General features: G+C 73.9%; 22 protein-coding genes. 11 read left to right on the top strand and 11 right to left on the bottom strand.

Features of this window, described 5'->3' with window-relative positions:
* The first annotated feature begins 204 nt into the window (after positions 1-204).
* The 5 genes from N7925_RS28855 (at position 205) to N7925_RS28835 (ending at position 6,200) form a co-directional block, all read left to right on the top strand.
* Positions 205-1,200: a hypothetical protein gene (locus tag N7925_RS28855; RefSeq protein WP_274346569.1), complete on the top strand. Its 996-nt coding sequence runs from the start codon at positions 205-207 to the stop codon at positions 1,198-1,200.
* On the top strand, positions 1,197-2,474 hold the full coding sequence (locus tag N7925_RS28850; RefSeq protein WP_274345617.1) for a sensor histidine kinase: 1,278 nt from the start codon (positions 1,197-1,199) through the stop codon (positions 2,472-2,474). The genes N7925_RS28855 and N7925_RS28850 overlap by 4 nt, the downstream gene beginning before the upstream one ends.
* On the top strand, positions 2,471-3,133 hold the full coding sequence (locus N7925_RS28845) for a response regulator transcription factor (RefSeq protein WP_274345616.1): 663 nt from the start codon (positions 2,471-2,473) through the stop codon (positions 3,131-3,133). The genes N7925_RS28850 and N7925_RS28845 overlap by 4 nt, the downstream gene beginning before the upstream one ends.
* Positions 3,134-3,235: 102 nt before the next feature.
* The gene (locus tag N7925_RS28840; protein ID WP_274345615.1) at positions 3,236-4,687 is read left to right on the top strand and encodes a peptidoglycan D,D-transpeptidase FtsI family protein; all 1,452 of its coding nucleotides are present in this window, start codon (positions 3,236-3,238) and stop codon (positions 4,685-4,687) included.
* A 208-nt stretch (positions 4,688-4,895) separates the two neighbouring features.
* A complete protein-coding gene (locus tag N7925_RS28835) occupies positions 4,896-6,200 on the top strand; it encodes an MFS transporter (RefSeq protein WP_274345614.1) in 1,305 nt (434 codons plus the stop codon).
* On the opposite strand, the gene N7925_RS28830 is transcribed toward N7925_RS28835, so the two are convergent.
* Both N7925_RS28830 and N7925_RS28825 read right to left on the bottom strand, forming a co-directional pair.
* Complete coding sequence (locus N7925_RS28830; RefSeq protein WP_274345613.1) at positions 6,186-7,361, bottom strand: hypothetical protein; 1,176 nt, start codon at positions 7,359-7,361, stop codon at positions 6,186-6,188. The genes N7925_RS28835 and N7925_RS28830 overlap by 15 nt on opposite strands.
* Complete coding sequence (locus tag N7925_RS28825) at positions 7,358-8,374, bottom strand: 5-dehydro-4-deoxyglucarate dehydratase (protein WP_274345612.1); 1,017 nt, start codon at positions 8,372-8,374, stop codon at positions 7,358-7,360. Before N7925_RS28825 ends, N7925_RS28830 begins: the two co-directional genes overlap by 4 nt.
* Before the next feature lie 209 nt (positions 8,375-8,583).
* On the opposite strand from N7925_RS28825, the gene N7925_RS28820 reads away from it, so the two are divergent.
* The 3 genes from N7925_RS28820 to N7925_RS28810 all read left to right on the top strand — a co-directional run bounded on the left by N7925_RS28820 (position 8,584) and on the right by N7925_RS28810 (position 11,029).
* Positions 8,584-9,393, top strand: coding sequence for an NAD-dependent epimerase/dehydratase family protein (locus N7925_RS28820; protein WP_274345611.1), 810 nt, complete (start codon positions 8,584-8,586; stop codon positions 9,391-9,393).
* A gap of 100 nt (positions 9,394-9,493) precedes the next feature.
* Complete coding sequence (locus tag N7925_RS28815) at positions 9,494-9,715, top strand: hypothetical protein (RefSeq protein WP_265602321.1); 222 nt, start codon at positions 9,494-9,496, stop codon at positions 9,713-9,715.
* A gap of 75 nt (positions 9,716-9,790) precedes the next feature.
* Positions 9,791-11,029 (top strand): TerD family protein, encoded by a 1,239-nt coding sequence (locus tag N7925_RS28810; protein WP_274345610.1) that lies wholly within the window; start codon positions 9,791-9,793, stop codon positions 11,027-11,029.
* A gap of 108 nt (positions 11,030-11,137) precedes the next feature.
* On the opposite strand, the gene N7925_RS28805 is transcribed toward N7925_RS28810, so the two are convergent.
* Both N7925_RS28805 and N7925_RS28800 read right to left on the bottom strand, forming a co-directional pair.
* Entirely contained in the window at positions 11,138-11,362 is a 225-nt protein-coding gene (locus tag N7925_RS28805; protein ID WP_032752687.1) for a hypothetical protein, read from the bottom strand.
* Between the two features lie 85 nt (positions 11,363-11,447).
* On the bottom strand, positions 11,448-13,037 hold the full coding sequence (locus N7925_RS28800) for a TROVE domain-containing protein (RefSeq protein WP_274345609.1): 1,590 nt from the start codon (positions 13,035-13,037) through the stop codon (positions 11,448-11,450).
* A gap of 441 nt (positions 13,038-13,478) precedes the next feature.
* Between N7925_RS28800 and N7925_RS28795 the strand changes: the two genes are divergently transcribed.
* The gene (locus N7925_RS28795; RefSeq protein ID WP_265602318.1) at positions 13,479-13,652 is read left to right on the top strand and encodes a hypothetical protein; all 174 of its coding nucleotides are present in this window, start codon (positions 13,479-13,481) and stop codon (positions 13,650-13,652) included.
* Positions 13,653-13,731: 79 nt separating this feature from the next.
* Here N7925_RS28795 and N7925_RS28790 read toward each other — a convergent pair whose 3' ends face one another.
* A complete protein-coding gene (locus N7925_RS28790; protein WP_274345608.1) occupies positions 13,732-15,216 on the bottom strand; it encodes a hypothetical protein in 1,485 nt (494 codons plus the stop codon).
* A 123-nt stretch (positions 15,217-15,339) separates the two neighbouring features.
* Positions 15,340-16,053, bottom strand: a complete 714-nt coding sequence (locus tag N7925_RS28785) for an antibiotic biosynthesis monooxygenase (RefSeq protein WP_265602316.1) — start codon at positions 16,051-16,053, stop codon at positions 15,340-15,342.
* A gap of 169 nt (positions 16,054-16,222) precedes the next feature.
* On the opposite strand from N7925_RS28785, the gene N7925_RS28780 reads away from it, so the two are divergent.
* Positions 16,223-17,002, top strand: coding sequence for a phosphodiesterase (locus N7925_RS28780; protein WP_274345607.1), 780 nt, complete (start codon positions 16,223-16,225; stop codon positions 17,000-17,002).
* A 42-nt stretch (positions 17,003-17,044) separates the two neighbouring features.
* Here N7925_RS28780 and N7925_RS28775 read toward each other — a convergent pair whose 3' ends face one another.
* Complete coding sequence (locus N7925_RS28775; RefSeq protein ID WP_274345606.1) at positions 17,045-17,728, bottom strand: DUF4232 domain-containing protein; 684 nt, start codon at positions 17,726-17,728, stop codon at positions 17,045-17,047.
* A 178-nt stretch (positions 17,729-17,906) separates the two neighbouring features.
* Here N7925_RS28775 and dapA point away from each other — a divergent pair, with 178 nt between their 5' ends.
* Positions 17,907-18,791 (top strand): 4-hydroxy-tetrahydrodipicolinate synthase, encoded by an 885-nt coding sequence (gene dapA, locus N7925_RS28770; RefSeq protein ID WP_274345605.1) that lies wholly within the window; start codon positions 17,907-17,909, stop codon positions 18,789-18,791.
* Positions 18,792-18,796: 5 nt separating this feature from the next.
* On the opposite strand, the gene dapD is transcribed toward dapA, so the two are convergent.
* From dapD to N7925_RS28750, 4 genes are read right to left on the bottom strand one after another with little or no spacing between them, the layout of a single operon-like run.
* Positions 18,797-19,795 carry a 2,3,4,5-tetrahydropyridine-2,6-dicarboxylate N-succinyltransferase gene (gene dapD, locus N7925_RS28765; RefSeq protein ID WP_265602313.1) on the bottom strand — a complete coding sequence of 333 codons (999 nt, stop codon included), beginning with the start codon at positions 19,793-19,795 and terminating at the stop codon, positions 18,797-18,799.
* Between the two features lie 10 nt (positions 19,796-19,805).
* Positions 19,806-20,120: a hypothetical protein gene (locus tag N7925_RS28760; protein ID WP_274345604.1), complete on the bottom strand. Its 315-nt coding sequence runs from the start codon at positions 20,118-20,120 to the stop codon at positions 19,806-19,808.
* A gap of 10 nt (positions 20,121-20,130) precedes the next feature.
* The gene (locus N7925_RS28755; RefSeq protein WP_265602311.1) at positions 20,131-20,682 is read right to left on the bottom strand and encodes a TetR/AcrR family transcriptional regulator; all 552 of its coding nucleotides are present in this window, start codon (positions 20,680-20,682) and stop codon (positions 20,131-20,133) included.
* Positions 20,682-21,008: a DMT family transporter gene (locus N7925_RS28750; RefSeq protein ID WP_265602310.1), complete on the bottom strand. Its 327-nt coding sequence runs from the start codon at positions 21,006-21,008 to the stop codon at positions 20,682-20,684. The genes N7925_RS28755 and N7925_RS28750 overlap by 1 nt, the downstream gene beginning before the upstream one ends.
* Positions 21,009-21,147: the final 139 nt, after the last annotated feature.

Genomic DNA, 21,147 nt, shown 5'->3' with positions numbered 1-21,147 from the left:
GGAAGCCTGGGTGCCATGACCGTGAACCGGCCCCCCGAGGCACTCGCTCCCGCCCCGCCGCACCGTCCCGGGACGCCCGGGCGCCCTGGGACGCCACCGCACCGCGCCGAGGCGGCCTCGTACCGCGTCGCACCGCCCTCGTACCGCGTCGCACCGCCCTCGTACCGCGTCGGCCGGGCGCGGTCCGTGCTCCGGGTGGTCGCCATGGCGGCCTGTCTGCCCTACATCGGGCTCAAGACGGCCTGGATGGCGGGCAGTCGGCTCGGCATCCCGGACGGCAGCGCACTGCTGGACGGCGGCACCCTGCTGCGCGTCGCCAACGGGGCCACGGTGCTGATGGACGGCGCCGTCATCGTCCTCGCCCTGCTGCTCACCCGGCCCTGGGGCCGGCGGGTGCCCGCCTGGCTGCTGGTGCTGCCGATGTGGGTGGCGAGCGGTCTGCTGCTGCCGATCATGACGGCCTTCCCGGTCCAGCTGGCCGTCGGGCTCCTCGGCGGTGGCGGCGGCCGGCCGGTCGGCGAGGGGAACTCCGAACCGTTCCTCGACCCCTGGGTCTTCGGCGTCGTCTACGGCGGCTTCATCGTCCAGGGCCTCGCCCTCGGCGCCCTCTTCGCGCTGTACGCCAAGGAGCGCTGGGGCAGGCTGTGGCAAGGGCGGCTGCGGGATCTGCCGGCGGGTCCGACCACGCCCGCCCTCCGCGCGACCGCCGTCGCCGCCGCTTCGGCGGCTCTCTTCCCCGGCGTCACGCACCTGCTGTGGGTCAGCGGTTCGACCGCCGGGCTCGACGCCGGCCGGGCGGCGGACCGCACCAGCGACTTCTACGTCCTGGAAGCCGTCAACCTGCTCTTCGTGGTGGTCGCCGCCGTCGGGGTGCTCCTGCTCGCCTTCCGCCGCACCGGCCGTCTCTCCCTGCGTCTGCCGCTGGTCCTGGCCTGGGCCGGTTCGGCGGAGATGGCCTGCTGGGGCGGGTGGCTGAACCTCGCGGGGCTGATCGGCGCGGGCGAAGCGGCGGACCGGCCGACGACGGCGACGGTGTTGACCTACGCTGTCCAGATGCTGGCAGGGGCGCTCGTCGTGACGCTGGGCGCCTACTTCTTCGCGGAGCGCGCGGCGGCTTCGGCGCTGCCCGCGACCACCGGTGCCACGCCCACCGCCGCCACGCCCACCGCCACCCCGGCCGCCGCCGACCGGGTGTCATGAAGCCGCTCGCCGCGCTGTTCGGACGGCGGGCCCGGCTGCGCTGGCTGCATCTGGTCATCGGGGGCGCGCTGCTGATGCCCTACTTCCTGGTCGGCACGGTCCTGAACGGCCTGGCGGGCGGCGGGGAACCGCTGCTCTCCTCCGTGTCCGCCCTGTTCGCCGCGTTCGCCGTCGCCCTGCCGATCGCGGCGGCCACCGGCTTCTTCCCGCTCGTCCGGCCGCTGTCCGTGGCCGCCGTCCGCGCCCTGTGCGGGGTGACGCCCACCCTGCTGGCCGACGGTCCCGCCCGGACCCGGCAGGCCCGGGTGCGTACCGCCGGCTGGTACACCCTGCATCTGGCGCTCGGCGGGATCGTCAGCGGGACCACCCTGGCACTGCCGCCGTTCGCGGTGGCGGTCGCCGCGCTGCCGTTCTCCGACGGGCTGCGCTCCACCTGGCTGCTCAACGGCCCCCGCGTGCTGCGGGAACCGTGGGCCCTGGCCCTCGCCCCGTTGGCCGGGCTCGCGATGCTGCTGGCGCTGGCGCTGGCCGCGACCGCGACCGGGGAGTTGCTGGCCCGGCGGGCCCCGGTGCTCCTGGGACCGACGCCCGAGGACCGGCTGGCCACCGCCGAACGCCGGGCGGCGGATCTGGCGGTGCGCAACCGGCTCGCCCGGGAGCTGCACGACTCGGTGGGGCACGCGTTGAGTGCGGTGACCCTTCAGGCCGGGGCGGCGCGCCGGGTCCTGGACCGCGATCCGGAGTTCGTCCGCGAGGCGCTGACCGCCATCGAGGAGACGACGCGGCGGACGGTCGGGGAGCTGGACTCGGTGCTGGGGCTGCTGCGGCAGGACGGGGAGCCGGACGACGAGGGCACGGTGTACGGACCGGGGCTCGACGCGCTCGACGGGCTCCTGGCGCGCTGCGGGGCGCCGGTGGCGTACGAGCGGCAGGGCGATCCGGACCGTCTGGACCCGGCGGTCTCGCGGGAGGCGTACCGGATCGTCCAGGAGGGGCTGAGCAACGCGTCGCGGCACGGCGGGGGCGCTTCCCCGGTGCGGCTGCTGATCGCGGTACGGGAGAGGGAGCTGGAGATCGTGATGGAGAATCCACTGGGCGAGCGGCCCGCCGTGGCGCGCCCCGGGGGCGGTCGCGGACTGCGCGGCATCGCGGAGCGGGCCGTCCTGCTGGGCGGCCGGACCGAGGCGGGGGCGGACGACGGTGTCTGGCGGCTGACCGCTCTGCTGCCGCTGACGGTGCCGGGGACGGCCGGGCGGAAGGGGGGACGGCGATGAGCGGGGCTCCGGTGCGGGTGGTTCTGGCGGACGACGAGCGGATGGTGCGTACGGCGCTGCGCGTGATCCTGGACGCCGAGGAGGGCATCGAGGTCGTCGGGGAGGCCGCCACCGGCGCGGAGGCCGTCTCCGTGGTGCGGGCGCTGCGGCCCGACGTGGTGCTGATGGACGTGCGGATGCCGGAGATCGACGGCATCCGGGCCACGGAGCAGATCCTCGCCACGCTGGAGGACCCGCCGAGGATCGTCGTCGTGACGACCTTCGAGAACGACGCGTACGTGTACGAGGCCCTGCGCGCCGGGGCAGCCGGGTTCCTGCTGAAACGGGCGGCCGCCGAGGAGCTGGTGCAGGCGGTGCGCCTGGTGGCGTACAGCGACTCGCTCCTCTATCCGGCGGCGGTGCGCACGCTGGCCACCGAGCACGCCGGGCGGCGGGCGGCCGGGGCTCCGGCGTGGGTGGCGAGGCTGACGGGGCGGGAGGCGGACGTGCTGCGGCTGATGGCGGCGGGGCTGACCAACGCGGAGATCGCGGGGCGGCTCTCGGTGGGCCCGGCGACGGTGAAGACGCATGTGGCGGCGGTCCTCGCGAAGACCGGCGCCCGGGACCGCACCCAGGCGGTCATCGCGGCGTACGAGTCCGGTTTCATCACGCCGGGCTGAGCGGCCGACCGGGTACCGGGGCCCGGCCGGCCGCCTGAGAAATCAGTGAGAAGGGGCAGGGACGGGAACGGCCGGAACGCCCCCGCTCGTCCCTCCAGCGGGATGAACAAGACAATCAGGCACGCTTCGGTCTTCTGTCTGCTCATGGTGCTCGCCCTGCTGGTGCGGGCGACATGGGTGCAGGGCTACCAGGCCGAGGCGCTCGCAGACCACGAGCACAACCGGCGGAACACCATCGCGCAGTACGCGCAGCCGCTCGGTGACATCATCGTGGCCGGTTCGCCGGTCACCGGATCGAAGGAGACCAGCGGCGGCGACCTCCGGTACAAGCGCACGTACCCCCAGGGCGAGCTGTACGCGCCCGTTACCGGCTACAGCTCGCAGGCGTACGGGGCCAACCAGCTCGAAGGCATCTACAGCGACGTCCTGGACGGCACGGACGACCGGCTGAAGAACCCGAAGGACCTGCTCACCGGTGGGCAGGCCGCCCCCGGCAACGTGCTGACGACGATCGACCCGGAGGTCCAGAAGGCGGCCTACGAGGCGCTCGGCGACACCAAGGGCGCGGCGGTGGCCATCGACCCGGGGACCGGCCGGATCCTCGGCATGGTCTCCACCCCCTCCTACGACCCCTCGACGATCAGTGGGACGACGGACCAGGACGCCTGGCAGGCCCTGCTGGACGACCCGGACAAGCCGCTGGTCAACCGGGCGATGCGGCAGCCGCTGCCGCCGGGCTCCACGTTCAAGCTGGTGGTCGCGGCGGCCGCGCTGGAGAACGGGCTGTACGGCTCTGTCGACGAGCGCACCGACAGCCCCACCCCGTACACCCTGCCCGGCACCACCACCGTGCTCCCCAACGAGAACCCGTCCGCGCCCTGCGAGAACGCGACCCTGCGCACCGCGCTCCAGTACTCCTGCAACAACGTCTTCGCGAAGGCCGCCGTCGACCTCGGCCAGGACGAGGTCAAGGAGATGGCGGACGCGTTCGGGTTCGACACCGAGAAGCTGGACGTCCCCGTACGGGCGGCGAAGAGCGTCTACCCGACCGGTATGGACAAGGCGCAGACGGCGCTGACGGGGATCGGCCAGTTCGAGGTCACCGCGACCCCGCTCCAGATGGCGATGGTCACCTCGGCCCTGGCCAACGGCGGTGAGCTGGCCGCGCCGCACATGGTCTCCCGGGTGACCGACGGGGACGGCACGGTGCTGGAGGAGACCGCCGACGGCGAGACCGAGCGCGTGGTGAAGGAGTCGACCGCCGAGCAGCTGCGGAGCGCGATGGTGACGGTCGTCGAGGAGGGCACCGGTACCAACGCCCGGATTCCCGGGGCCGAGGTGGGCGGCAAGACGGGCACCGCGCAGCACGGCGTGGAGAACAGCAGCACCCCGTACGCCTGGTTCACCTCGTACGCGAAGGACCGCGCCAGCGGCAAGGAGGTCGCCGTCGCGGTGATCGTGGAGGACTCGGGGGCGGCGCGCTCCGAGATCAGCGGCAACGGGCTGGCCGCGCCGATCGCGCAGAAGACGATGCGGGCGGCGCTGGAGCGGTGACGGGAGGGTCGCCGGAGCGGTGACGCCCGGCGCCGCCTGAGCGGCCACTCGCCCGGTGGCGCCGCCCGGTCGGCGGCGGTCGGTCGGCGGCGGTCGGTCGGCGGCCCTAAGGCATCCGCCCGATGCCGCAGCACCGCCTTACTCCGCAGCATGAGCCGCACGGCCCGCACGGACGGGTCGCGGAGCACGAGGCGGAGGGCGGGGCGGCATGGGCGGTCCGGCGGTGGTGCGGGTCCTGCGGGACCCGACGGCGGGGCGGTATCTGGCGGGGGTGGTCGTCTCCGGGTTCGGTACGTCCGCGATGTGGCTCACGGCGGGGATCTGGGTCAAGTCGCTGACCGGGTCGAACAGTCTGGCGGCGCTGACGGTGTGCGCGATGTGGGCCCCGGTGCTGGCCGGGCCCGTGCTCGGCGCGCTCGCGGACCGGATGGACCGGAAGAAGCTGCTGGTCCGGGTCAACCTGGCGATGGCCGCTCTGCTCGCCACGCTGGTGCTGGTGGACTCGGGCCGCACCGTCTGGCTGGTCTTCGTGGTGCTGGTCCTCTACGGGGCGAGCGGCGTCCTGCTCGACGCGGCGGAGTCGGCGCTCGTCGCGGGGACCGTGCACGCCTCGCTGCTGGCGGACTTCAACGGGCTGCGGACGACGGCCAACGAGGGCATGAAGCTGGTCGCCCCGCTGGCGGGCGCCGGGCTGTACGCGCGGTTCGGCGGCCCGGCCGTGGCGCTCCTGGACGCGGCGACGTGCGCCCTGGCCGCCCTGATCTTCGCCCGGCTCCGGGTACGGGAGGCCCCGCGGCCCCCGGCCGGGGCGTGGCGCGGTGAACTCCTCGCCGGGCTGCGGCGGATACGCGCCTCGGCCGTGCTGCGCCCGCTGGTGACGGCGGGGGCGGCGACGATGCTGCTGGCGGGGGTGAACGGGGCCGTGACGTTCGGGTACGTCGATGACGTGCTCGGCCGGACGCCGGAGTACGCGGGGGTCCTGTACGCCGTGCAGGGCGCCGGTTCCGTGGCGGTGGGGCTGTTGGTGGGGCCGCTGCTGCGCCGGCTGCCGGAGCGGGTGTTCGCAGCGGGCGGGATGGCGTTGTTCGCGCTGGCCGTGGGCGCGCGGACGCTGCCGCACGACGGGGTGGCCCTGGCGGCGAGCGCGGCGATCGGGTTCGGTCTGCCGTGCGTGCTGATCGCGACGATGACCGCGGTGCAGCGGGAGACGCCGGACGCGGTGCTGGGGCGGACGGCGGCGACGGCGGGCTCGCTGATGACGGCGCCCAACGCGGTGGCCCTGGCGGTGGGGGCGGGGCTCGTCGCGGTGGTGGACGTGCGGGTGCTGACGGCGGCCTGTGGGGCGGCGGGGCTGCTGGCCGCGGCGCTGCTGGCGGCGGGGGCGGCACGGCACCGCACCGCCCCCGCGCCGCCGTCCGCCCCCGCGCCGCCGTCCGCCCCTGCGCCGGCGTCCCGTCCCGCAAGCGAGTCCGGCCCCACAGGGGAGTCCGGCCCCGCCTCACCTCAGCCGTGAGAGCGCCGCGGCGACCGCCTCCAGGTCCGGGCCCGAGGCGAGTCCCGCGTGGTACAGGCGGAGTTGGTCCGCGCCGAGCGAGGCGGCGTGGGCCGCGTCGCGCTCCAGGGTGCGAGGGCTGCCGCCCATCCCGGTGACGATCCCGAAGTTGGCGGCGCGCACACCGCCCCGGCCGGCGAACGGCCCGAGGACCGCTTCCCGGGCGCTGTCGGGTCCCGTGCAGGGCAGCACCACGCCGTCGGCCACGGCCAGGATGTGGTCCGCCTCGACGCCGGCGTTGGCCCCGGTGCGGTACGGGACGGGGTCGGCGTGCAGCAGCACCTGGAAGCCGGACGGGGCGGTCGCCCGTACCGCCGCGACGGCCGCCTCCTGGAACGTGCGGGCGACCCGGCCGCGCCACGACAGGGTGGCGTCCGCGAGCTCGGTTCCGAGCAGCTTCCCGATGCCGTCCCGGCCGGACTCCGGGGAGCCGGCGCCGGACCAGGCCGGCTCCAGGGCGCGGCGGACGGCTGCGGACAGGTCTTCGGGGTCGGCGCCCGCTTCCCCGTACCCCTCGCGGCACACCGGGCAGAAGCACAGCGACATGAGGTACTGCGCCGCCTCGCCGAGGCCCACGCCGGCGACCTTGTCGTGGGCGTGCAGATGGGCGAAGCCGTACCAGCCGCAGGACTCCAGCTCGGTCCCGTGTGCGCCGGGCCGGGCGGCGGCCTCTCCCGCCAGGTCCACGAGGTACGCGCGCACGGCGGGGCGGGCGATGCAGGGGGCCCAGGGGTAGCGGTCCCCGTAGGCGTTGACCACCGAGGTGTCCGGGTGCTCCGCGCCGAGCCGCGAGCTGTGGGCGAGGACCACCCAGCTGTGCACCTCCAGACCGGCTGCGGCCAGCGCGTCCGCCGCCTCCCCGTAAGGATCGTCGCCGGCCGTCCAGCTCTGGCGGTACGGGGCGAGGGCCCGCCCCGCCCAGCGGTCCGGGTCCGGCGGATAGAGGACGGCGGCGTGCTCGGCGGTGACGACGCGGTGGGCGGGGTGGCGGGGGGTCAGGGCCCGGGTGGAGTGGTAGGCGGAGGCCAGGGTCACCTGCCGGACGCCGAGGTCCGCGATCCGGGCGGCGGCGGCCGGGTCCCCGACGACGTCCCACGGGTAGAGGAACGCGCCCGCCTTCACGCCCGGCCCCCCGCCCGGCCCGCCGCCCGGCCCGCCGGGGAGTCGTGCCCCTGGGACGCGTGCTCCTGGGATACGCGCTCCTCCAGCAGGGCGCGGCCGCTCGCGATGATCTCGATGAGGTCCTTGACGTGCGCGGCGGTCGGTTCGGTGAGCGGGGTGCGTACCTCGCCGACGTCCAGGCCCTGGAGCCGGACACCGGCCTTGACCAGGGAGACGGCGTACCCGTGGCCCTTGGCGCGCAGTTCGACGAGCGGCCGGTAGAAGTGGTCGAGCAGCCCGTCGACCAGCGCGTCGTCGCCGGAGTCCAGGGCCCGGTAGAAGGCGAGGGCGATGTCCGGGGCGAAGGCGAAGACGGCGGAGGAGTAGAGGGTGACGCCGATGCCCCGGTAGGCGGGGCCGGTGAGTTCGGCGGTGGGCAGTCCGTTGAAGTAGAGGAAGTCGCCGTCGGGCCGGTGGGTACGGACCGCGCTGACGATGCGCTGCATGAGGTCGAGGTCGCCGTGGCCGTCCTTGAGCCCGATGATGCCGGGGGTGCGGGCCAGGGCGACGACCGTCTCGGGGGTGAAGACCGCGTTGTCGCGCTGGTAGACGATCGTCTCCAGGCCGGTGGCGGCGGCGAGCGCCGCGTAGTGGTTCAGCAGCCCTTCCTGGCCGGCGACGACGAGGTAGGGCGGCATGGCGAGGAGTCCGTCCGCACCGGCCTCCTCGGCGGCCCGCGCGTACTGGACGGCGAGCGCCGTGCCGTAGCCGGCCCCCGCGAGGACGGGGACCTGCCCGGCGCTCTCCTCGACGGCGGCGGCGACCGCGAGGCGGAACTCCTCGGGGGTCAGCGCGTGGAATTCGCCCGTACCGCAGCAGGCGAAGACCGCGGCGGCTCCGGCGTCGATCCCCGCGCGCACATGGGCGCGGAAGACGGCGAGGTCGACGGTGCCGTCCGGCCCGAACGCGGTCACGGGGAAGAAGAGCGGCCCGGCGACTTCGCTGAGCCGGGCGGCGAGGGGGGCTGAGGTCACGGGCGCTCCCTGAGCAGGTTCAGGCGTGCACAATTCTGATCGATGTCCATATTTCTGAACACCGCAACGCTAAGGCAGCCTCCGATGGCAGGTCAAGGTGGATGCGGGCTCTTGACGCACCTCGCCTCGCCTCCTTAGTTTGTCCACGCATGTGAATGCCAGCCAGGATTGCGCACAGCGCCCGCGTACGCCCCCGAGGAGACCCCCGTATGACCGCTCCCCGTACCGTCCTGCTCACCGGCGCCGCAGGCGGCCTCGGCACCCTGATGCGGGGGCTGCTGCCCGCGTACGGATACGACCTGCGGCTCTTCGACCTGGTCCCGGCGGAGGGCGCGCCCGAGGCGATCACCGCCGACCTGAACGACCGGGAGGCGCTGCGCGAGGCCGTGCGCGGGGTGGACGCGGTCATCCACCTGGCGGGCATCTCGCTGGAGTCCACGTTCGACAAGATCCTCCGCGCCAACATCCAGGGCACGCACCATCTCTACGAGGCAGCCCGTGAGGAGGGCGTCCGGCGCATCGTGTCCGCCTCCTCCAACCATGTCATCGGTCACACCCCTCGCCCGGCTCCGGGCGATCCGCCGATCCCCCTGGACGCCCCGCGCCGCCCCGACACCTTCTACGGGCTCTCCAAGTGCTTCGGTGAGGACCTGGCCCAGCTCTACTGGGACCGGCACGGGCTGGAGACGGTCTCGGTGCGCATCGGGTCCTGCTTCCCCGAGCCCACCTCGGTGCGGATGCTGTCGGTCTGGATGAGCCCCGGCGACGGCGCACGGCTGTTCCACGCGGCCCTCACCGCCGAGGACGTCGGGCACACCGTCGTCTACGGATCCTCCGCCAACACCCGCCTGTGGTGGGACCTGGCACCGGCGCGGGCGCTGGGCTACCGGCCCAGGGACGATTCGGAGCCGTACGCGGCGAAGCTCGTCGCCGAGCAGGGCGAGCTGGACCCGGACAACCCGGCGCACGCCCGCGTGGGCGGCCACTTCGCGACCGACCCGCCGATCTGGCCGCACTGAGCCGCCCGCGCGGCGGTAGCGCGACCGGGCGGCGGTAGCGGGGACCGGGCGGCGGAAATCCGGGCGACGGGGGCGCGGCGGGACGGGCAGGATACGGGCCATGCCGAGACCTTCCGGATTCCAGTACGAACAGCACGGCGACCAGAGCGTCACCATCACCCACCGCGGTCGCCCCGCGGGCACCCTGCGCGGCGGCCGGGCGGAGAAGTTCCTGGCCGAGGTGGGCTCGGGCGACGCCCAGTTGGTGATGGCGCGCTGGACCGGCGCGTACAAGCACGGCAACGAGCGCACCGCCCGCGACCACCCGCGCAACCGCCGCTGAGAGCCCTCCGACGACCGTCCTCCGGACGGCCGAAGGTAAGGGAACGGCAAAGCCGGGTCGTTCGTTACCCCGTGCATGACCGCAATGACCCCCGGCTCGAACATCCCTCTCTCCGCCGCCCGCGTGGCGGTGGACGTCGCCGCTCCGATGCGGCTCGACGTCTCGGGCCTGCTGCTCACCGCCGACGGCAAGGTGCGCTCCGACGACGACTTCATCTTCTACAACCAGCCCTCGGGCCCCGGCGTGACCTACCGCTCCGGCGGGGGCTCCGCGCCCGACGCGATCGTGGTGGACACCGCGGCCGTCCCGCCGGGCATCGAGAAGATCGTCGTCACCGCGAGCCCCGACGCCGCGGGCCGGACCTTCCAGGGCGTCGAGCCCACCGCCACCGTGCGCAACGCGGACGACGGCAGCGCGCTCGCCACCTTCACCCCGCCGCAGCTGGGCGCCGAGACGGCGCTCGTGATCATCGAGATCTACCTGCGCAACGGGGCCTGGAAGGCCCGTGCGGTCGGCCAGGGTTACGCGAACGGGCTGGCCGGGATCGCCACGGACTTCGGCGTCTCGGTCGAGGAGCCCGCGGCCCCGGTCGCCCCTCCGGCTCCGACGGCCCCCGCCCCGGTCACCGCCGCCCCGGTCGCTCCGGTGGCCGCCCCCGTCGACCCGCGGATCGCTCCGCCCGCCCCGGCCGCCCCGCCCGCTCCCCCGGCGGCCCCCGCCGCGCCCGCGGGCTCCGGGAAGATCAACTTGGACAAGGGCCGGGTCAACCTCCAGAAGAACCAGACCGTGTCCCTCGTCAAGGGCGGCGCACCGCTGCTCTCGCGGGTCAGGATGGGCCTGGGCTGGGAGCCCGCCTTCCGCGGCAAGGACATCGACCTGGACGCTTCGGTGATCGCCTACGGCCCCAACCGCAACCACCTGGACAGCTGCTACTTCGGCAAGCTGACCATCCTGAACGGGGCGATCAAACACTCCGGCGACAACCTCACCGGTGAGGGCGCGGGCGACGACGAGGTGATCATGGTGGACCTCGGCCGGATCCCCGCCGAGGCGACCGGCCTGGTCTTCACGGTGAACTCGTTCACCGGCCAGAAGTTCAACGAGGTGGCCAAGGCCTACTGCCGGCTGATCGACGACGCGTCCGGCGAGGAGCTGGTCCGCTTCGACCTCACCGGCGCCGAGCCGCAGACCGGCGTGATGATGGCCAAGCTCATCAAGCAGTTCACCGGCGAGTGGGAGATGACGGGGATGGGCGAGTTCGTGAAGTCGCGCACCGTGCGAGGCATGGTGAAACCCGCCGCCAAGTCCCTGTAGCCGCCGTGGGCCCTCTCCGGAGGGCCGCAACGGAGTCCGGGGCGCCTGAAGTGATTCAGGTGCCCCGGATCCGGAGAAGGCGGACGCTGCTCGTACTCGTTCCGCGTCTCAGAGCTTGGTCAACTTGGAGTACGGGCTCAGGATCCTTCCCTGACGCCCCGAGAAGTCGATGAGGACCGCATCGTTGTCGCCCTCGACAGCAAGAATCCTGCCGAGCCCGAACTGGTCGTGCGACACCCTGTCGCCCACATCGAAGCATTCGACCGGTGGGGCCTCCTGGGCCGGGCGGTTGAAGGGACTGGAAGGCAGGTGACGCCGGGCTGACTGTTTCATTAAGTCGAGTATGCGCCCTGCGGAGGCCCTACGCCATGCCCGTCGGTGCCCAAGGCCCCAGACGTGCCGGATTCGTAATCAGGGCTCACCACGGCCAGTCAGCGCTTCCTCCCGCCTCCAGCAGCGGGACCATGCGGAACGCCGCATCGGAAAGACCCCCGAACGTGTGGCGGTTTCCCTCGCCGGACGGGGCGTGGCCGAGCCGGTATCCGGCCAGATTCCAGGTGTAGACGGGCACCGTGTCCGGAACGCTCCGGGCCGCGTCGCCACGGCGCGTGTACGCGACCTGCTCGTCGGTGACGATGAGTACCCGGTCGTGGTCCCGGTAGTGCCGCCGCACCGCCTCCGCCGTGTTCGTGCCGCCCAGGTTCCCGAAACGGTCCAGGACCCGGAGCACGGACTCGCCCCTGTGGAAGGCGACCGGCGCGCTGCCCGTGCCGAACTGCACCAGGTCCGCGTCGGCGGAGCGCAGCGCCAGCGCCGCGCCGAAGACGGCCGCGGCGTCGGCCCGGTCCAGCCGGGAGCGCTCGGAGAGCGGCGCACCCATCGACGCGGAGCGGTCGACGAGAACCAGGGTGCGGCCGGGCAGCGCGGGGACCTGGCCCAGCGAGTGCCCGAGCGCCTGTTCCAGCGGGTGGGCCCAGCGGAGCGAGGGCGCGTGCCGGTACGCGGCGAGGTAGCGGAAGGGGAACTGACCGGACGCGGCGACGGCTTCCGGGTCGCTGATCCGGGCCGCGGCGCTCGCCGCGACCTCGTCCCGCACCCCGGCCTCGTCGAAGTTGCGGAGGTTCCGCACGAGCGCCATGGTCCCCATCGACGGGATCACCGCCTCCCACGCCGCCGCGTCCATCGGGCCCTGCAACCAGCCCGCCAGCGCTTCCCAGGTCATCCCGGCCTCGGCCAGCCGCTCCGCGCCGCCGGCTCCGGTGACGACCGTGCGACGCTCGGCAACCGGAAGATTCATCAGCTCCCGGTGGGCGCTCAGGGTGCGGTCGGCGGCGGGCGGCACGGCGGTCTCCGGCCGGTGCCGGCGGTCCAGCGCGTACCGGAACAGCGCGCCCTGCCAGGGCTTGGCGGGGTCGGGCGCGGCGTGCACCAGATGGAGTACGTCGCCGAAGCGGTAGCCCTTGGACGCGGTGTCGTACTTCAGCAGAGCCCGTCCGGTGTAGAGGCGGCGCACGGCGTCGGCGATGCCCCGCTTCACGGGCTGGGGCAGGGCTCGCCCGTAGCGGGACGTCCAGTAGCCGAGCAGTTCGCCCGGCTCGTCGGCCCGCAGGAGTACGGAGTCGATGACCTGGCGGTTCGTGGGCCCTTCGGTGCAGCCTGCCGTCAGCCGCGCCTTCACGTACTCCGCGCCGCCGACCAGCGAGGCGGTCCGCATCCGCCCGTCGCGGCGCAGCCAGTGGAGCAGCCCAGCGGTCCAGACGGGGTCCTCCACGGCGAGGCGGCGCACGAGCGCGGCGAACCGGTCGTCGCGCTGGTCCCCGCCCTCGTAGTAGGTGTCCTGGGCCACGAAGTTGGCGACGGCCAGCAGGAAGAGTTCGGAGCGGGCGTCGCGTACATGCCCGGTGCCGCCCTGGTGGTTGGGCGCGAGCGTGCCGGTCGTCGCGACGGGCGAGGTGGGCACGGCACCGGAGGACCGGGACCTGTGGGTACGGAAGTTGAAACGGGCCATGAGGAGAATTCCCCCGAATTCCTGGGGAAGGGCGCGGCGGCGGAACGGGGTGCCCGAGATCAGGAGTCGGCGACGGAGAACAGTCAGATGCTCCAACCGACTGAGCTACCGGCCGGAGCCGGGCGGGACTCGAACCCGCGACCCTCTGATCCAGAAGTATCCGTCGCCTGCGCACCGGGCACCCCGGCGCTCGCGCCTCCCGAGATCATCAGTGGCTGCGGCACATTTCGGGAAAGGAAGGAGCCGCCGCCTTCGCACCGGGAGGTGCATGTCCATGACCTTAGGCAACGGCCCGGTCGCACGCGAAGGATTTTCGCAAGGCCCTGGAGGGGGCCCGACGGGAACCCCCGGGGACGCAACCGAACCGGAGGGCGCGGGCGTCGCACAGGAGGAGCCCGCGGTGATCGCCCCCGGCGCATCCCCGGCGGGCTGACCGTCGCGGTGACGGGCGAGCTGTGCCGGGCCCTGGACGTGAACCGGGGTGCGGTGCAGCGCGGTTGGGGCGTCAGCGATGTCCGGGACCTCGCCGCGGACCCGTCCGGCTGGTACGCCCGCGTCGGCACGAAGGCGATACGGGCGTCCAACCACACGGCTGCGCCGGCACGGGGCTCCTGAGGCCGCGCACCGCTGACGACTGCTTGGTAGGAGCAGAGCTCTTCAGCTGAGCGCTGCTCCGGGCCCGACGTTCAGGCCCTCAACCGCCCGCGCGGGAGCGGGCCTTGAACGCCGCCTTGCGGGCGTCCTTGGCCGCCTTCTTGTCGCTGTGCAGCCGGCCCATGGCCTCCAGCACATCGGCGGTGGCCGGGTGGTCGACCCGCCAGACCTCGTCGAAGAAGCCGCTGTGCTGCGCGGAGAGCCCCTCGACCAGGCCCTGGAGCTCGTCCAGCTCGCCGTCCGCGTCCAGTTGGGCGGCGATCGTGTCGATGGCCAGCCAGAAGATCATGGTCTCCGGCGGGGCGGGCACGTCGGCCGCGCCGCGCTCCGCGAGCCAGACGCGGGCCAGGCCGCCCAGCTCCGGGTCGCCGAGCACCGCGCGTACGGCGGGCTCCGCGTCGGGGCCGGCCAGGGCGAGGGCCTGCTGGCAGTGGAGGCGGCGCAGCGGCGCGCCCTCGTCCGCGCCTCGGGCGGCGGCCAGCAGCTCGGCCGCCGCGGCCACCGCGCCCTGAGCGCCGTGTTCCGCGAGCCAGAGCTTGACCTCGGCGCGGGCGGCGGGCTCCGGGTAGTGGGCGATGCCGTCGAGGAGGACGTCGGCGCCCTTGCCCGCGAGGTCGCCGACGGCGGGGGCGTCCACCCCGGCCTCCAGCATCCGGGCCCGGATGCCGTACAGGCCGAGGGGGGTGAGCTTGACCATGCCGTAACGGGTGACGTCCTCGTCGTCGGCCCCGGCGGCGGAGTCGTCCGCGGCTTCGCCCTCCTCGACCAGCAACGCCTCGTCGACCGGGCGGTATTCGACGATCCCGATGGGTTCGAGGAGCCGGAACTGGTCGTCGAGGCGCATCATCGCCTCGGACACCTGCTCCAGGATGTCGTCGGTCGGCTCGCCCATGTCGTCGGGGACGATCATCGACGCGGCGAGGGCGGGCAGCGGGACCGGTCCTTCGCCCGCGCCGTTGTCCGCGAGGGTGAGCAGGTAGAGGTTGCCGAGGACGCCGTCGAGGAACTCCGCCTCGGCCTCCGGGTCCCAGTCCAGGGCGTCGAAGTCGATCGAGCCGTCCTCGCCGACGAGGTCAGCGAAGTCGTCCAGGACGGGCGTGGTGGCGTCGGCGTGCACGGCGTCGAGGCCGTCGAGCCAGATGGACAGGACGTCCTGCGGGGAGCCGCCGGTGAGCAGGGCCAGGTTCTCGCCCGTGGTGACGGTGCCCTTGCCGTCCGTACCCTCGTCGCCCTCCTCGCTCTCCTCCGGGTCGGTGACGTCGAGGAGGCCGGTGTCCACGGCGAGCCGCCAGGCCTCTCCGGCGTAGGCGGCGCCGTCCTCGTCCGCCGGGAGGGCGAGGTGCTCGGCGGCCGCGTGAAGCTGGTCCTCGACCAGTTCGCCGCCGGCCCCGACCCGGGTGTCCGGGCCCGCCCAGCGGGCGAGCTCGACGGCGCGGACGAACAGCGGAGCGGCGAGCGCGTCCCGTGCCAGTTCGGCCTCGGTGTTCAGCCGCACCGGCGGCAGGAAGGGGCGCTCTGCGGACATCGGGGGTTCTCCTCGGTGCGTGCTCGGGGCATACGGAGTGCGTACGCGGTTCAGCCGTCCAAGCCTAGACGCATTGCGCCGTGTACCGCCCGCCGCTTCGCCGCATACCGCCCGCCGCGCCCCCTATACGCCCGCGCCCGGCTCCAGGCTGAGCACGGGGGTGTAGCGGTGCACTCCGCCGCCGGTCATGCCCGGGTAGTTCTGGACGCGTTCCCAGTGCGGGGACGGGGAGCCGACGCCCTCTCCGGGGGCGGCGAGGGCCGCGATGTGGTGTTCGGCGCTCTCCCACTCTGCGTAGTTGAGGACCCGGGTGCCGTCGGTGCTGACGTGGAAGTGCGCGGAGATGCCGCCGGCGGGCAACTCGACCTCCTCGCCGAGCGCCTCGAACACCGCGTCCACCCAGTCGCGTTGGCGGGCCGGGTCGGGCCCGTCGAACTCGACGTCCACGATGACGAGGCAGCCGGTCTCCCTGGTGTCGCCCTCGGCACGGAGACCGGAGCGGTACAGCTCGTACGTGTGCAGTCCGATGCGGTCGATGCCGGGGACGGCGGCGTCGATCTCGGCGTTGCGGGCGTCACGGCTCTCCCGCACGAAGTCCTGGTAGGCCTGTTCGCCGGTCCACTGGGAGTAGTGCAGCAGGGTCGCGCCGTCCTCCCCCGCGTAGACGCTGTAGGAGAGCAGCCCGGGGTGCGGCCATTCCCGGCTCTCCCAGGCCTTACGGATGGCGTCGACGGCCTCTCGCTGCCGCTGCGGTGTACCGACGTTCCAGGTGCTGGCCTTGGCGATCCGGGCGTCGGCGCGGGCCGGGTCGGGGCGGTCGGTGAGGTGCGTGGTCATGGCGGGTTCCCTTCGTCACGCGCGCCGGTCGGTGCGTCGTGACCACCACGGTGACACCTCAAGTCCGGTCGAGGTCAAGGGTGTTCCGCCTGGCTGCGCCCGCGCCCCGTTCGCCCAGGGCGTGAGCGGCCTCGGGTGCGGTCGGAGGAGGCCGGGGAAGGGTGGGGGCATGGCCCTCTCCGTGGCGCACCTGAGCGATCCGCACCTCACGACCGGTCCGGAGGCGGCGGCCCCCGCCGCCGGGTTGCGGGCCGCCCTGCGCCGGGTGCTCGCCCTGGACCCGCTCCCTGACTGCGTCGTGATCACCGGCGATCTGACCGAGCGCGGGGAGCCGGCCGAGTACGCGGCCCTGCGCGAGGAGATCGGCGCGTTCCCGGTGCCGCTGCGTCTGGTGACGGGCAATCACGACGTGCCGGAGGCCCTCGTGGGCGCGTTCGGCGGGACGCGCTTCCTGGGCGGGGGGACGCTGACGTCGTACGCGGTGGAACACCCGGCGTTCACCCTCGTGGTCCTGGACTCGCGGGTCGCCGGTGCGCCGGGCGGCCGGCTGGGTCCCGAGCAGTTGTCCCGGCTGGACCGGGACCTCTCCCGGCGCCCCGGCGTACCGGCCCTCGTCTGTCTGCACCACCCGCCGGTTCCGGTCGGCATTCCGTTCCTGGACGCGATGCGCCTGGCGGACGGCCCCGCACTGGCGGAGGTGGTCGCCGCGCACCCCCGGGTCGTGCGGGTGCTGGCGGGCCATGTGCACCGCCCGGTCACGGTGCCCTTCGCGGGCAGCACGGTGGCCGTCGCGCCGAGTACGTACCGGCAGAGCGGGCTGGCGCTGCGGGAGGGCGTGCCCGGCTATCCCGACGAGTCGGCGGCCTTTCTGCTGCATGTGCTGCCGGAGGGGCCGCCCGGCACGGGCTGGGTCACCCACACCGTGCCGGTGGGCGACGGCGACGGCTGACCGCCCGGGCCGACCCCGCCCGGGCCGACCCCGGCCGGGCGGTCACTCGGGCAGCTCCGCCCGCCAGGCCGTGATGTTCAGCTCGTCCATGTACCGGATGTCGTGACCCTCCAGCGGGTAGACCCGCGCCCCCGCGTCGGGGGCGGCGGCCAGCTCCAGGGCGTCGGCCATGACGAGCTCGCCGCCCTCCTGGGTGGAGACCCAGGCGAGCATCGACCGCGCTGTGCCGCCCGGCTTCAGGGTGAGTGTCTCGGGGCCCCGGTCGCGGCCGAACTGCGAGCCGGCCGGGTTGACCTTCACGGGGAGGCGTTCGCCGTCCTCGCCGAGCGCCTGGACCGAGGGGTAGCCGTCGACCCGGTAGGGCTTCGAGCCGCAGTTGGTCAGGGTCAGGGCGACCGCACGGCTCATCATCGCGGTCAGCACCTCCCCCATGGTCACCACGGCCCCGGAGGCGGGGCAGTTCTCGGGCGGCGGGGAGGGGGCCGGTCCGGTCCGTGGCATCTCCCCGTAGGCGGGCGCGGGGGTCGGGGGCAGCGTCTCGGCGCGGACGATCCCGGAGCGGGGCGCGGAGGCGGACGGGGTGGGGTTGTCCGGATCTTCGCCCTCGCCGGCCGGGACGAGAAACCCGGAGCAGCCGGTCAACGCGGTCAGCGCCGCCGCCAGCAGCACGGCGGAGGCCCGTCTGCGCACCCGCACCCGCACCCGCCCCTGTACGCACACACCCATCCGATGCCCCCGCCTCTCGCCACGACCCGCCGCCGCGACCCGTCGTCCGTGCGTTCGATCATGTCAGAAGTGGTGCCGAAGCAGCCGCCGCGCCCAACGGACTCTTCAGCGTTCCTTGCCAGTCACCCCAATGAGATCTAAGTGGACCTACACGGTTCCGGGAGTCGACACTGCGGACATGACCGCCACCGCACCGCCCCCCTTCGGCCGCACGCTCTGCGCCATGATCACGCCCTTCACCGCCGCCGGGGCCCTGGACCCGGACGCCGCCCGTGCGCACGCCGCGCACCTGGTGGCGGAGGGCTGCGACGGGATCGTCCTCAGCGGCACCACGGGCGAGTCCCCCACCACGACGGACGCCGAGAAGTCCGCCCTGCTGCGGGCGGTCCGGGCGGAGGTGGGCGAGGGGGTGCCGCTGCTCACCGGCGTCGGGGGCCCGGACACCGCGCACACCCTGCGCCTGGCCCGGGAGGCCGAGGAGGCGGGCGCGGACGGGCTGCTGGTCGTCAGCCCGTACTACAGCCGCCCGCCGCAGGCCGCCGTCGAGGCGTACTTCCTGCGGGTCGCGGACTCCACCGGGCTGCCGCTGATGCTGTACGACATCCCCGGCCGCACCGGCACCCGGATCGAGCCGGAGACCCTGTTGCGGCTGGCGGAGCACCCGCGCGTGGTGGCGGTGAAGGACTGCTCCTCGGACCTGCTCGGCTCGACGAAGGTGCTGGCCCGCACCTCGCTGGCGTACTACTCGGGCTGCGAGGAGCTGAACCTGCCGTTGTACGCGGTGGGCGGCGCCGGTTACGTCAGCACCGTCGCGAACGTGGCCCCGCGCCGGATGCGGGCGCCGCTGGACGCGTTCGACGCGGGCCGCACCGACGAGGCGGCCCGGCTCAACGGGCTCACGGTGCGCCTCACCGAACTGATGATGGCGATCGGCCTCCCCGGAACCGTCACCGTGAAGGCGCTCCTGGACGCGGGACCGGTCCGGGAACCGCTGCAGCCCGCCGGGCGCGAGGCGACCGACGGGCTGCGTGCGGCGTACGAGGAGCTCCTCGCTCCCTGCTGAACGGGTCAGTTGTGGGCGTGCAGGACCTCGTTGAGGCCGCCCCACACCGCGTTGTTCGGGCGGGCCTCGACGGTGCCGGTGACCGAGTTGCGGCGGAAGAGGATGTTGGAGGCGCCGGACAGCTCGCGGGCCTTGACGACCTGGCCGTCCGGCAGCGTGATCCGCGTGCCGGCGGTGACGTACAGACCGGCCTCGACGACGCACTCGTCGCCGAGCGCGATCCCGACGCCCGCCTCCGCGCCGACCAGGCAGCGCTCGCCGATGACGATCCGCTCCGTGCCGCCACCGGAGAGGGTGCCCATGGTGGACGCGCCGCCGCCGATGTCCGAGCCGTCGCCGACGACGACGCCCGCGGAGATGCGGCCCTCGACCATGGAGGTGCCGAGCGTGCCCGCGTTGAAGTTGACGAAGCCCTCGTGCATGACGGTGGTTCCGGCGGCGAGGTGCGCGCCGAGCCGGACGCGGTCGGCGTCGGCGATGCGTACGCCCTTGGGGGCGACGTAGTCCGTCATCCGGGGGAACTTGTCGACCGAGGTGACCTGGAGGTGCAGGCCCTCGGCGCGCGCGTTGAGCCGCACGCGCTCCAGGTCGTCGACGGCGACCGGGCCGAGCGAGGTCCAGGCGACGTTGGCGAGCAGCCCGAACAGCCCGTCGAGGTTCTGGCCGTGCGGCCTGACCAGCCGGTGCGAGAGCAGGTGCAGGCGCAGATAGGCGTCGTGGGCGTCGAGCGGCTTGTCGTCGAGCGAGGAGATGACCGTGGACACGGCGACGACCTCGACGCCGCGCCGGGCGTCCACGCCGAGGGCCTTGGCGGCGCCCTCGCCGAGCCGGTTGACGGCCTCGTCCGGGCTGAGGCGCGTCGTACCGGCCGGGCCGGGGTCGGAGGTCAGCTCGGGGGCGGGAAACCACGTGTCGAGGACGGTGCCGTCACCGGCGACGGTGGCGAGGCCGGCTGCGACGGCGCCGGTGGTGCGGGCAGAACCCTGGGAAGTCGTGTCGGTCATGAACAGCAACCTAACCGGCCGGGGCCCGCTCGGGCGAACCGGTCTCAGTACCCGGTTCGGGAACGGAAGGGGACGGCGCGCCGTCGCGGACCTCGGTCCTCACCAGGGCCTCGTTCGACACCACCCGGTCCTTGCTGACGGGCACACCGTCGATCTTCCCGCCCACGAGGTACACGCCGCGCTTCCCGCGGCAGGCGAAGGTCTCCGGGTCGATCAGCACCTCGTCCCGCAGGTTCGCGAGTTCGGCGAACTCGCGGTCCGTCCGGGACACGACCAGGGCGGGGCGCCCCAGCAGGTCCTTGACCGGCCGGTCCGTGATCCGCACACCGGCGGGCTCAGACGCCGCCGTCCACGATCCGGGCCAGCATCTCGCGAGTGTAGGGCGCGTCGAACGTGCCGCCGGTGAGCAGCACCTGGAGGCAGACGCCGTCCATCAGCGCGACGAGCGCCCGCGCGGTCTCCGGGTCGGTGCGCCGGGACAGCAGCTCGACGGCCTCCTCGGTCCACTCGGCGGCGACGGGTCGCAGCGCGGGGCGGCGCAGCGCCGCGAGGTACAGCTCGTACTCCAGCTCGATCGCCCCGCGTTCGCCCGCGAACCACCGGCCCAGCAACCGCGTCAGCTCCTCCGCGAGACCGGCGGAGCCGGCGGGTCCCGCCAGTGCCTCGCTGCCGCGCAGGGCCTGCACGAAGTTCTCGTTGCAGCGGCGCAGGGCGGCGACCAGGAGTTCGTCGAGGGAGCCGAAGTGGTACGTGGTCGAGCCGAGCGGCACATCGGCCTCGGCGGCCACGGTGCGGTGGCTGAGGCCGGCGATGCCGTCGGCCGCGACCACGCTCAGCGCCGCGTCGATGATCCTCGTCCGCCGCCCGGGGTCGTACCGCCGGGCCATCAGTGCGCCCCTCCCAGGTTGAGGACGACGACCCCGGCCACGATCAGGGCGATGCCCGCGATCTTGACGAGGCCGCTGGACTCCCCCAGGAACAGGATCCCGATGAGGGCGACGGCCGCGGTGCCGGCGCCCGCCCAGATGGCGTAGGCGGTGCCCACGGAGAGCGTCTTGAGGGTCTGCGCGAGCAGGGTGAAGGCGATGAGGTAGCCCACCACGGTGCCGAGCGAGGGCCAGAGCCGGGTGAAGCCCTCGCTGTACTTCATGGCCGTCGTCCCGGCCACCTCCGCCGCGATGGCGGCGGCCAGCAGTCCGTATGCGTATCCCATGTGTACGACTGTACCCAACGTTGCGTACGGCCGTACATATCATCGGCCCACGTCGGGGGCGTTACGGTGTGCCGACCGACCACACGGCCCGGTACCCGGGCCGACGAGACGACGGAGACGCAGTGGCGCAGGACGCAGG

The sequence above is a fragment of the Streptomyces sp. CA-278952 genome (genome assembly GCF_028747205.1).
Taxonomy (GTDB): Bacteria; Actinomycetota; Actinomycetes; order Streptomycetales; family Streptomycetaceae; genus Streptomyces.
This window is presented reverse-complemented; position numbering and strand designations above follow the sequence as displayed.